Genomic DNA, 12,155 nt, shown 5'->3' on the forward strand with positions numbered 1-12,155 from the left:
GTCATGAGCCTGAGAGAAAAAACCATCAGCGGTGCAAAGTGGTCAGCGATGGCCACTTTAACCATCATCGGCCTGGGGCTGGTGCAGATGACGGTGCTGGCGCGCATTATCGATAATCACCAGTTCGGTCTGTTGACCGTCTCACTGGTGATTATCGCGCTGGCGGATACGCTGTCGGATTTTGGTATTGCTAACTCCATTATTCAGCGCAAAGAGATAAGCCATCTGGAACTCACCACCCTGTACTGGCTGAACGTTGGGCTGGGGATTGTGGTTTGTCTGCTGGTTTTCTCGCTGAGCAACGTCATTGCCAGCGTCTTGCACAACCCGGATCTGGCGCCGCTGATCAAAACCCTGTCGTTCGCCTTTGTGGTGATCCCGCACGGTCAGCAGTTCCGCGCGCTGATGCAGAAAGAGCTGGAGTTCAATAAGATTGGCGCGATTGAAACCGTGTCGGTACTGGCGGGCTTCTGCTTTACGGTGATCAGCGCCTTTTACTGGCCGCTGGCGATGACAGCCATCCTCGGTTATCTGGTCAACAGCGCCGTTCGTACGCTGCTGTTCGGCTATTTTGGCCGCAAGATCTATCGCCCTGGCTTGCATTTCTCCCTTGCGTCGGTCAGTTCAAATCTGCGCTTTGGCGCATGGCTGACGGCTGACAGCATCATTAACTATGTCAACACCAACCTCTCCACGTTAGTGCTGGCGCGTATCCTCGGCGCCAGCGTCGCCGGGGGATACAACCTGGCGTACAACGTGGCGGTGGTGCCGCCGATGAAGCTCAACCCGATTATTACCCGCGTACTGTTCCCGGCGTTCGCCAAAATTCAGGACGACACGGAGAAGCTGCGTGTTAACTTCTACAAGCTGCTGTCGGTGGTGGGGATCATCAACTTCCCCATCCTGCTGGGGCTGATGGTGGTGTCGAACAACTTTGTGCCGCTGGTCTTTGGCGACAAGTGGAACAGCATTATCCCGATCCTGCAATTGCTCTGTATTGTTGGCCTGTTGCGCGCGGTCGGTAACCCTATCGGTTCGCTGCTGATGGCGAAAGCTCGGGTGGATATCAGTTTTAAATTCAATGTTTTCAAAACGTTTCTCTTTATTCCCGCCATTATTATCGGCGGCCATCTGGCCGGTGCGCTGGGCGTAACGCTGGGTTTCCTGCTGGTACAAATCATCAACACCGTATTGAGCTACTTCGTGATGATCAAACCGGTGCTCGGTTCCAGCTATCGTCAGTACATCCTCAGCCTGTGGCTGCCGTTCTACTTATCTCTGCCGACGCTGGTCGTGAGCTATGGCCTTGGGCTGGCGCTGAACGGGCATATGCCGCTCGCCGCCATGCTGGCAGTACAGGTCGCGGCAGGCGTACTGGCTTTCGCGGTGATGCTGATTGTCTCGCGCAACGCGCTGGTGGTGGAGATGAAGCGCCAGTTTTGCCGCAACGAGAAACTTAAAACGCTGCTTCGCGCAGGATAAGAAACGTTATTGAACCCCTTCATGAGGTCGTTATGAAATTATTGATCCTTGGCAATCATACCTGCGGAAACCGTGGTGACAGCGCAATTTTACGCGGATTGCTGGATGCGATTGCCCTGATTAATCCTGATGCAGACGTTGACGTGATGAGTCGCTATCCGGTGAGTTCATCATGGTTATTAAACCGTCCGGTGATGGGCGATCCGCTCTACAGCCAGATGAAAGAGCACAATAACGCCGCCGGTCTGATGGGGCGGGTGAAGAAAGTGCTACGCCGTCGCTATCAGCACCAGGTTCTGCTTTCACGCGTGACGGACACCGGCAAGCTGCGCAATATCGCCATCGCCCAGGGCTTTACCGATTTTGTCCGCAGGCTTAACGATTATGACGCGATTATTCAGGTCGGCGGTTCGTTCTTTGTCGATCTCTATGGCGTGCCGCAATTTGAACATGCGCTCTGCACCTTCATGGCGAAAAAGCCGCTTTATATGATTGGTCACAGCGTTGGCCCGTTCCAGAATGAAGCTTTCAACCAACTGGCGAATTATGTTTTCGGTCACTGTGATGCGCTGATCTTACGTGAAACCGTCAGCCTGAATCTGATGAAGCAGAGCAATATCACTACAGCGAAAGTGGAGCAGGGCGTGGATACCGCCTGGCTGGTGGATCACCATCAGCACGATTTTGTTGCCAGCTATGCGGTGCAGCACTGGCTGAACCTGGCAGCAAAACAGAAAACCGTCGCCATTACCCTGCGCGAACTGGCACCGTTCGACAAGCGATTGAATACCACGCAGCAGGCCTACGAACAGGCATTTGCCGGAGTGGTCAACCGCATTATCGATGCGGGCTACCAGGTGATTGCGCTTTCCACCTGTACCGGTATCGACAGCTACAACAAAGATGACCGCATGGTGGCGCTCAACCTGGGCCAGTACGTTAACGATCCGTCGCAATACCATGTGGTGATGGATGAACTCAACGATCTGGAGATGGGAAAATTGCTGGCCGCCTGCGATTTGACTGTCGGCACGCGTCTGCACTCGGCGATCATCTCAATGAACTTTGGTACCCCGGCGATTGCCATCAACTACGAACACAAATCGGCGGGCATCATGCAGCAACTGGGCATGCCGGAAATGGCGGTCGATATTCGTCACTTGCTGGACGGTTCGCTGGCGGCGATGGTCGCCGATTCGCTGGGTCAGTTACCTGCAATTAACCAGCGTCTGGCAACAGCGGTTGCGGCTGAACGCGAACAGGGCATGAAGATGGTGAAATCGGTGCTTGATCGCGTACAGGAGGTGAAATGAAAGTCAGCTTCTTTTTGCTGAAGTTTCCATTATCTTCCGAAACCTTTGTCCTCAACCAGATTGTTGCGTTTATCAATATGGGGTTTGAGGTGGAAATCATCGCTCTGCAAAAGGGCGATATGAACAATACCCATGCGGCGTACACTGAATACCGACTGGCGGAGAAAACCCGCTGGTTGCTGTCGGAACCGGAAGGACGTATGGCGAAGCTGGGTTACCGTGCGCAGGCAATGGCGCGCGGGATGTGGAAATCAGCAACCTGGAAAGCGCTGAATATCAGCCGCTATGGTAACGAGGCGCGTAACCTGATCCTGCCGGCGATTTGCGCCCTCGCGCCACGTACCTTCAAGGCGGATATTTTTATTGCTCACTTTGGCCCGGCAGGCGTTACGGCGGCAAAACTGCGTGAACTTGGGGTGCTGAAGGGCAAAATTGCCACGGTTTTCCATGGCATCGATATTTCCCATCGCGATGTGCTGAACCACTACACGCCGGAGTATCAGCAACTGTTCCAGCGCGGGGATTTGATGCTGCCGATCAGCGAACTGTGGGCGGGAAGACTGAAAAAGATGGGATGCCCGGAGAAAAAAATCGCGGTTTCGCGTATGGGCGTCGATATGGCGCGCTTTAGCCTGCGCCCGGTTAGAACGCCGGGCACTCCGCTGCAAATTATCTCAGTGGCGCGTCTTACCGAGAAAAAAGGGCTGCATGTGGCGATTGAAGCCTGCCGCCTGCTGAAGGAACGCGGCGTCGATTTCAAATATCGCATTCTGGGTATCGGTCCGTGGGAACGCCGTTTGCGTACGTTGATCGAACAGTTCCAACTGGAAGATGTGATCGAGATGCCGGGCTTCAAACCGAGCCATGAAGTCAAGGCCATGCTCGATGAAGCGGATGTTTTCCTGTTACCTTCGGTGACGGGCGCGGATGGCGATATGGAAGGGATACCCGTTGCCCTGATGGAAGCGATGGCCGTGGGCATTCCGGTGGTTTCGACGGTGCACAGCGGCATTCCGGAGCTGATTGAAGCCGGGAAATCTGGCTGGCTGGTGCCGGAAAACGATGCTCAGGCGCTGGCGCAGCGGCTTGCCGCGTTTGGCTCGATGCAGGGCCAGGATTTAGCGCCGGTGGTGACGCGTGCGCGGGAAAAAGTCGAAGCCGACTTTAATCAAAAGATCATCAATCAGCAGCTTGCCAGCCTGTTGCAGGCGCTTTGAATCGAGGTTTTATGACCGCAAAAAAAGCATCAACACCGCTCTCACGCCGCACTTTTCTCGCTGCCAGCTCTGCACTGGCAGCGCTTCCGTTACTGCATTCGCCAGCCGCGCGTGCGCTGGGGGGCAAGGGTTCCGTCAATATCAGTGATTATGATCACAACGACTGGCCCGCTGCGTTAAATAAAGCCTTTAACGAGGGGCAAACGGTAGAAATTCCCGCCGGCCTGGTGTGTGAAAATATCAATACCGGGATCTTTATCCCGCCGGGTAAAACGCTTTTGATACGCGGTACGCTAAAGAGCAGTGGGCGCGGACGATTTGTGTTGCAGGATGGTAGCCGCGTTATCGGCGAGAAAGGCGGAAGCTTGTATAACATTACGCTGGATGTGCGCGGTTCCAACTGTGTCATCCAGGGCGTCAGCATGAGTGGCTACGGCCCGATCATGCAGATTTATATTGGTGGCAAAAATACCGGCACGATGCGTAACTTACTGATAGATAACATCACTGTCAGCAAGGCTAACTACGGTATCCTGCGCCAGGGTTACCATAATCAACTGGATGGCGCGCGCATCACGAATAGCCGTTTCAGCGATTTGCAGGGCGATGCCATCGAATGGAACGTGGCAATTAACGATCGCAATATCCTGATTTCCGACCATGTCATCAAAAATATCGATTGCACCAACGGCCAGATTAACTGGGGAATCGGTATCGGGCTGGCGGGCAGTACCTACGACAATAATTACCCGGAAGATCAGGCGGTTAAAAATTTCGTCGTGGCCAATATTACCGGCAGTAATTGCCGCCAACTGGTACACGTCGAGAACGGCAAACATTTCATTATCCGCAACGTTAAAGCCGAAAATATCACTCCCGATTTCAGCAAAAAGGCGGGCCTGGATAATGCCACGATCGCTATTTACGGCTGCGATAATTTTGTTATTGATAATGTCAGTATGGTCAATAGTGCCGGAATGTTGATTGGTTATGGCGTGATCAAGGGGAATTATTTATCCATTCCGCAGAACTTTAAACTGAACGATATTCAGCAGGATAACAGCGGTAGCAAATATAAACTGCGTGGTATCCAGATATCGTCCGGTAATGCCACGTCGTTTGTGGCGATCACTAATCTAAAAATGCAGCATGCGACACTCGAGTTGCATAACAAGCCGCAACATCTTTTCTTACGCAATATCAATGTAATGCAAGATGCAGCTAATGGCCCGGCGTTGAAACTCAATTTTGACATGCGTAAAGATGTGCGCGGACGCTTTATGGCCAGGCAGGACACGCTGTTGTCCCTGGCGAATATTCACGCAGTTAACGAAAACGGGCAAAGCTCGGTGGATATCGACAGGGTCGATCAGCATGTGGTGAATGTTGATAATTTGAACTTCCGACTACCGGCGAAGCGGTTATAACCCGTTATTACGGGCTTTTGCGATAAATCCTGGTGATTTAACCGGGGGGTTAGGATTACATCGTTGGCCTGATCTGGACAGTCATAACACAACATAAGACTTTTTACCGATCCTCATCGCTAACTTGCTGGCGAAACCAGGTTAAAGGTTTATACTTCGTCCAATTATTATAGGTGGATAGAAATAATGGTTAATTTGAAAGCAGTTATTCCGGTAGCAGGGCTGGGAATGCATATGCTTCCTGCCACGAAGGCCATTCCAAAAGAGATGCTGCCGATTGTCGACAAGCCGATGATTCAGTATATCGTCGATGAAGTTGTTGCTGCAGGGATCAAAGAAATCGTTCTGGTTACTCACTCGTCTAAAAACGCAGTGGAGAACCACTTCGACACCTCATATGAGCTGGAAGCGCTGCTGGAGCAGCGTGTTAAGCGCCAGCTGCTGGCGGAAGTACAGTCTATTTGTCCGCCGGGCGTAACGATCATGAACGTGCGTCAGGCGCAGCCGCTGGGTCTGGGTCACTCTATCCTCTGTGCGCATCCGATTATTGGCGACAACCCGTTCGTGGTGGTCCTGCCGGATATCGTTCTGGACAACGCCACTGCGGATCCGCTGCGCTACAACCTTGCCGCCATGGTGGCGCGTTTCACGGAAACGGGTCGCAGCCAGGTACTGGCAAAACGCATGAAAGGCGATCTCTCTGAATACTCCGTGATTCAGACTAAAGAGCCGCTGGATACTGAAGGCAAGATTAGCCGTATCGTTCAGTTCATCGAAAAACCGGATCAGCCGCAAACGCTGGATTCTGACCTGATGGCCGTAGGGCGCTATGTGCTTTCTGCGGATATCTGGCCTGAGCTGGAGAAAACCGAACCGGGCGCCTGGGGCCGTATCCAGTTGACCGATGCGATTGCCAAACTGGCGGAAAAACAGTCTGTTGATGCAATGCTGATGACCGGCGAGAGCTACGACTGCGGTAAGAAAATGGGCTATATGCAGGCTTTTGTGCAGTATGGCTTACGCAACCTGAAAGAAGGTCAGAAGTTCCGCGATAGTATTAAGAAATTACTTACACAATAAGCAATTAAAACGTTGCAGTTGCAACGCTAGTTTATAAGGCAGTAAAGAGTCGCTATGAGGTGTTTCATTCTCAGGTTATTCTTACTGCCTTTATTTATTTTACTATTAAATCAATAAGTAAAAGCGTGTTTTTGCGGGATTATTGTACGACCAGAACTAAGATTTTCCCTTGTTTCAGTGCCTGTTTCGGTAGAGAATAGCCGCTTAGCATTTTGTGCCTGATGGCAAAACAGAAATTACGTTAACGAAACATGTTAACGACAGAAATAGAAGATAGTTTCAATCAGTTAACAGGTAGCTGAAGAGCCTGGGGCGGTAGCGTGCCTGAAATTATTTGGCTTCTCTCTTTCGCCCGTTCATATAGTTCAAAATATTGCATAGCAAGTACGGATAATTCTCGTGAAAATATTGGTTACCGGTGGCGCAGGCTTTATTGGCTCTGCAGTGGTTCGTCATATCATTAATAACACGCAAGATTCTGTGGTTAATGTCGATAAATTGACCTATGCAGGAAATCTTCAATCACTTACAGACGTCTCGGATAGCGAGCGTTATTTTTTTGAGCATGCGGATATTTGCAATGCAGCAGAAATGGCGCGTATCCTGGATGAGCACAAGCCGGATGCAGTAATGCACCTGGCTGCGGAAAGCCATGTTGACCGTTCTATCACCGGGCCTGCGGCCTTCATTGAAACCAATATTGTAGGCACCTACGTATTGCTGGAAGCTGTTCGTGCGTATTGGTCCTCGCTGGCAGATGCGGCAAAAGAAGCATTCCGTTTTCATCATATCTCGACAGATGAAGTTTACGGTGATTTGCCACATCCTGATGAGCAGCCGCAAGGTCAGCCGTTACCGCTGTTTACTGAAAAAACGGCCTATGCGCCGAGCAGCCCTTACTCCGCGTCAAAAGCCTCCAGCGATCATCTGGTTCGCGCCTGGTTACGTACCTATGGTATGCCTACCATTGTCACCAACTGTTCCAATAACTACGGTCCTTACCACTTCCCGGAAAAATTGATCCCGCTGGTTATTCTCAATGCGCTTGAAGGCAAACCGTTGCCAATCTATGGCAAAGGCGATCAAATCCGCGACTGGTTGTACGTTGAAGATCACGCCCGTGCCCTCTATACCGTGGTTACTCAGGGTGTTGCCGGTGAAACTTACAACATTGGCGGCCATAACGAAAAACAGAACCTCGATGTTGTCTATACAATCTGTGATTTGCTTGATGAGATCGTGCCGAAAACCGGTTCTTACCGCGATCAAATCACCTATGTTACCGATCGTCCTGGCCACGACAGGCGGTACGCCATCGACGCTGAGAAAATCAGTCGCGAACTGGGCTGGAAACCGCAGGAAACCTTTGAGTCGGGCATCCGTAAGACAGTGCAGTGGTACCTCGATAATCAGAATTGGGTTGAGAACGTTAAAAGCGGCGCGTACAAAAGCTGGATCGAACAGAACTACGAGAAGCGTTAATCATGAATATTTTGTTATTCGGTAAAACGGGGCAGGTAGGTTGGGAGCTGCAACGTGCGCTGGCGCCCCTTGGCAAGGTGGTTGCTGTTGACGTTCACTCTACTGAGTATTGTGGTGATTTCAGTAAACCGAACGAGGTGGCTGAAACCGTTCGCCGTATTCGCCCTGATGTGGTGGTGAATGCCGCTGCGCACACTGCCGTGGATAAAGCTGAATCAGAGCGTGAGTTTGCGCAACTGCTGAATGCAACCAGTGTCGAGGCCATTGCGCGTGAAGTTGGCGCGATTGGCGGCTGGCTGGTGCACTATTCGACAGATTATGTTTTTCCTGGCACCGGTGACAAACCCTGGTGTGAAACGGATGCTCCCGCGCCGCTGAATGTCTATGGTGAGACTAAGCTGGCAGGGGAAAAGGCCGTCCAGCAACATTGCCCTCATCATCTTATTTTCCGTACCAGTTGGGTCTACGCCAGCAAAGGAAATAACTTTGCCAAAACAATGCTTAAACTGGCGAAAGACCGCGAAGAGCTCTCCATTATCGATGATCAGTATGGGGCACCAACCGGTGCTGAATTACTGGCCGACTGTACGGCGCATGCGATTCGTACTGCAATGAGTAAACCGGAGGTCGCCGGGCTTTACCATCTGGTTGCTGCGGGAACCACAACCTGGTACGCCTTTGCGCAAATGGTGTTTGACGAGGCGAGGAAAGCGGGTTTAACACTGGCGCTTAATAAAGCTAACCCGATTGCTACAGAAGCTTATCCGACTCCAGCGAAGCGCCCTGGTAATTCGCGCCTCAACACAGAAAAATTCCAGCGTGAATTCGGTCTTGTTCTGCCTCCATGGGAGAACGGCGTAAAACGTATGCTTGCTGAGCTCTTTGCTGCAACGTCAAATTAACTTCTTGAAAATGCCTCTGGGCAGGTATTTTTTGCGCGGGAATACGAAATGAAAACACGTAAAGGAATCATACTGGCGGGCGGTTCGGGAACCCGCTTGTATCCGGTAACAATGGCAGTGAGCAAACAACTGTTGCCGATTTACGATAAGCCAATGATTTATTATCCCCTGTCCACACTGATGCTGGCCGGGATTCGCGATATTCTGATCATCAGCACGCCGCAGGATCTCCCCCGTTTTGAACAGTTGCTTGGTGATGGAAGCCAGTGGGGATTAACCCTGCATTATAAAGTTCAGCCAAGCCCGGACGGGTTGGCGCAGGCATTTATCCTCGGTGAAGAATTTATTGGTAACGATCCTTGCGCACTGGTGCTGGGCGACAATATTTTCTATGGCCATGATTTGCCGAAACTGATGGATACAGCGGTCAACCAGGAAAGCGGTGCGACTGTTTTTGCCTATCATGTTACCGATCCTGAACGCTACGGTGTCGTCGAGTTTGATAGCGAAGGTACTGCTGTCAGCCTGGAAGAGAAGCCGCTGGAACCGAAAAGTAATTATGCGGTGACCGGTCTCTATTTTTACGATAATGATGTGGTTGCGCTGGCGAAAAGTCTGAAGCCTTCGGCTCGCGGTGAATTAGAGATTACCGATATCAATCGCCTTTACATGGAGCAGGGACGTTTGTCCGTGGCGATGATGGGGCGTGGTTATGCGTGGCTGGATACCGGTACCCACCAGAGTTTGATTGAAGCCAGTAATTTTATTCAGACCATTGAAGCACGGCAGGGGCTTAAAGTTTCTTGTCCTGAAGAGATTGCTTACCGCAAGAATTTCATTGATGCAGAGCAGGTTAAAAAATTGGCTGAGCCGCTGAAAAAAAATGCTTACGGTCAATATCTGTTAAGAATGGTTAAAGGTCACTAAAAATGAAAATCGTTGAGACTGCGATCCCTGATGTATTAATTTTTGAGCCAAAGGTTTTTGGCGATGATCGCGGCTTTTTCTTTGAAAGCTTCAGCCAGCGTCAGTTTGAAGAGGCGGTTGGGCGTAAAGTACAATTCGTGCAGGACAATCACTCCAAATCCAAAAAAGGGGTTTTACGTGGTCTGCATTATCAGTTAGATCCCCATGCTCAGGGAAAACTGGTGCGTGCTGTAGCAGGGGAAGTTTTTGATGTTGCGGTAGATGTTCGCAAAAGCTCACCGACATTTGGGCAGTGGGTCGGCGTACATTTATCCGCGGAAAATAAGCGTCAGTTGTGGATCCCTGAAGGTTTTGCACATGGATTTGTCGTGTTAAGCGATAGCGCTGAATTTGTTTATAAAGCCACCAATTATTACTGCCCGCAGTCGGAAAGTAGTATCATCTGGAACGATCCGGAATTGAATATCGCGTGGCCGCTAGCCGTAGAGCCTGAGCTCTCCGGCAAAGATGCGGTGGCGCCTTCATTTACCTCAGCGAAATTTTTCGAGTAACTGTCCGTGTCACATGTAATTAAAATATTCCCTGCTGATATTGCCTTTGAAGGCGACAGCGGGAAAACGCTGCTTGATTCTGCCCTTGATTCAGGTATCCACCTTGAACACAGCTGTAAAAACGGCAGTTGTGGTATTTGCGAAGCCGGACTGATGGCCGGGGAAGTGATCGATGCCGAGGGCCAGGTTATTACTGCAGGAAATAATATCCTGACATGTAGTTGCCGTCCCCAGGGTGATATATCGCTACAGGCAACGTATTATCCTGAGCTTGCCGGGCAGGTTAAAAAAATTACCCCATGTAAAGTGGTTAGCGCTGAAAATGTTTCTGCGGACGTAATCAAGTTGCTGCTGCGTTTCCCGCCGACGGCGCAGATTAACTACTTACCGGGTCAGTATATTAATTTGCAGTATCAAGGTGTAACGCGCAGTTACTCAATTGCTAATGCCAATGAAAAAGAAGGCATTGAATTGCATATTCGCAATGTGCCTGATGGACAAATGAGCCAGTTAATTTTCGGCGGGCTTGCGGCAAATACATTGATGCGAATTGAAGGGCCGTGCGGAACATTCTTCATCCGTAACAATGAGCGCCCGGTAATATTTATCGCCGGAGGGACGGGGTTCGCTCCGGTAAAAGCGATGGTTGAATCGCTGATTGCCGAAAATACGCAACGGAAGATCTATATCTATTGGGGAATGCAGCATTCAACGCATTTCTATTCGTCTTTACCTCAGCAATGGGCTGATGCGAATCCTGATATCCATTTTATTCCTGTGGTCTCAGGTGAAGAAAGCAACTGGCAAGGACGTAAGGGTTTTGTTCACAATGCGGTCGTGGAAGACTTCGAAAACTTAGCGGATTTCGATGTTTATGCTTGTGGTTCACCTGTGATGATCGACGCGAGCCGAAAAGATCTGATGACATTGGGATTACCGGCTAAACACTTTTATGCGGACGCGTTTACCGTATCAAAATAAGACAGAGGATAAAGAGATGAAAGCCGTTATTTTAGCCGGTGGGTTGGGTACACGTTTAAGTGAAGAGACCGTATTAAAACCAAAACCCATGGTTGAAATCGGTGGTAAACCGATTTTATGGCATATCATGAAAATGTATTCCGCTCACGGTATCCGTGATTTTGTTATTTGCTGCGGGTACAAGGGATATGTCATTAAAGAGTATTTCGCCAACTATTTTCTGCATATGTCTGATGTGACTTTTCATATGGCTGAAAATCGTATGGAAGTTCATCAGAAGCGTGTAGAACCCTGGAACGTTACACTCGTTGATACGGGCGAAGCCTCAATGACTGGCGGACGCCTGAAACGCGTACGTGAGTATGTGAAAGATGACGAGGCTTTTCTGTTTACTTACGGTGATGGCGTATCTGATTTGGATATTAGCGCGACGATCGATTTCCATCGTAAACATGGCAAAAAAGCCACGCTGACCGCTACTTTTCCGCCAGGCCGTTTTGGTGCGCTGGATATTCAGAATCGCCAGGTTCGCTCGTTCAAAGAAAAACCGAAAGGCGATGGTGCGATGATCAATGGTGGGTTCTTTGTCCTGCACCCGTCAGTTATCGATCTGATCGAAAACGATGCGACGACGTGGGAACAGGAACCGCTGATGCGTTTGGCTGAACAGGGCGAGTTAATGGCGTTTGAGCATCCTGGTTTCTGGCAGCCGATGGATACCCTTCGTGATAAAACTTATCTGGAAGGCCTTTGGGAAAAAGGGAATGCTCCCTGGAAAACGTGGGAGTAAAAG

11 protein-coding genes are annotated in these 12,155 nt (G+C 50.4%); all 11 read left to right on the plus strand.

Going from position 1 to position 12,155, the window contains the following annotated elements; genetic code table 11:
* The first annotated feature begins 3 nt into the window (after positions 1-3).
* On the plus strand, positions 4-1,482 hold the full coding sequence (wzxC, locus tag CWM66_RS09430; RefSeq protein WP_007371268.1) for a colanic acid undecaprenyl disphosphate flippase WzxC: 1,479 nt from the start codon (positions 4-6) through the stop codon (positions 1,480-1,482).
* Positions 1,483-1,514: 32 nt separating this feature from the next.
* Positions 1,515-2,795 carry a colanic acid biosynthesis pyruvyl transferase WcaK gene (gene wcaK / locus CWM66_RS09435; protein WP_007371269.1) on the plus strand — a complete coding sequence of 427 codons (1,281 nt, stop codon included), beginning with the start codon at positions 1,515-1,517 and terminating at the stop codon, positions 2,793-2,795.
* Positions 2,792-4,012 carry a colanic acid biosynthesis glycosyltransferase WcaL gene (gene wcaL / locus CWM66_RS09440; RefSeq protein ID WP_007371270.1) on the plus strand — a complete coding sequence of 407 codons (1,221 nt, stop codon included), beginning with the start codon at positions 2,792-2,794 and terminating at the stop codon, positions 4,010-4,012. Before wcaK ends, wcaL begins: the two co-directional genes overlap by 4 nt.
* 11 nt (positions 4,013-4,023) lie before the next feature.
* Entirely contained in the window at positions 4,024-5,439 is a 1,416-nt protein-coding gene (gene wcaM / locus CWM66_RS09445; RefSeq protein ID WP_007371271.1) for a colanic acid biosynthesis protein WcaM, read from the plus strand.
* Between the two features lie 186 nt (positions 5,440-5,625).
* A complete protein-coding gene (galF, locus tag CWM66_RS09450; RefSeq protein ID WP_007371272.1) occupies positions 5,626-6,519 on the plus strand; it encodes a GalU regulator GalF in 894 nt (297 codons plus the stop codon).
* A 399-nt stretch (positions 6,520-6,918) separates the two neighbouring features.
* Positions 6,919-8,001: a dTDP-glucose 4,6-dehydratase gene (gene rfbB / locus CWM66_RS09455; protein WP_071921053.1), complete on the plus strand. Its 1,083-nt coding sequence runs from the start codon at positions 6,919-6,921 to the stop codon at positions 7,999-8,001.
* A gap of 2 nt (positions 8,002-8,003) precedes the next feature.
* Entirely contained in the window at positions 8,004-8,903 is a 900-nt protein-coding gene (gene rfbD, locus CWM66_RS09460) for a dTDP-4-dehydrorhamnose reductase (RefSeq protein WP_079517671.1), read from the plus strand.
* A 48-nt stretch (positions 8,904-8,951) separates the two neighbouring features.
* Positions 8,952-9,830: a glucose-1-phosphate thymidylyltransferase RfbA gene (rfbA, locus tag CWM66_RS09465; protein ID WP_007371275.1), complete on the plus strand. Its 879-nt coding sequence runs from the start codon at positions 8,952-8,954 to the stop codon at positions 9,828-9,830.
* A 2-nt stretch (positions 9,831-9,832) separates the two neighbouring features.
* On the plus strand, positions 9,833-10,381 hold the full coding sequence (gene rfbC, locus CWM66_RS09470; RefSeq protein WP_007371276.1) for a dTDP-4-dehydrorhamnose 3,5-epimerase: 549 nt from the start codon (positions 9,833-9,835) through the stop codon (positions 10,379-10,381).
* A 6-nt stretch (positions 10,382-10,387) separates the two neighbouring features.
* Positions 10,388-11,362, plus strand: a complete 975-nt coding sequence (locus tag CWM66_RS09475) for an FAD-binding oxidoreductase (RefSeq protein WP_007371277.1) — start codon at positions 10,388-10,390, stop codon at positions 11,360-11,362.
* A gap of 16 nt (positions 11,363-11,378) precedes the next feature.
* Positions 11,379-12,152 (plus strand): glucose-1-phosphate cytidylyltransferase, encoded by a 774-nt coding sequence (gene rfbF / locus CWM66_RS09480; protein WP_007371278.1) that lies wholly within the window; start codon positions 11,379-11,381, stop codon positions 12,150-12,152.
* Positions 12,153-12,155: the final 3 nt, after the last annotated feature.

Origin of the sequence: Kosakonia sp. H7A (assembly GCF_003028445.1) — a bacterium.
GTDB classification, from domain to species: Bacteria; Pseudomonadota; Gammaproteobacteria; order Enterobacterales; family Enterobacteriaceae; genus Kosakonia; species Kosakonia radicincitans.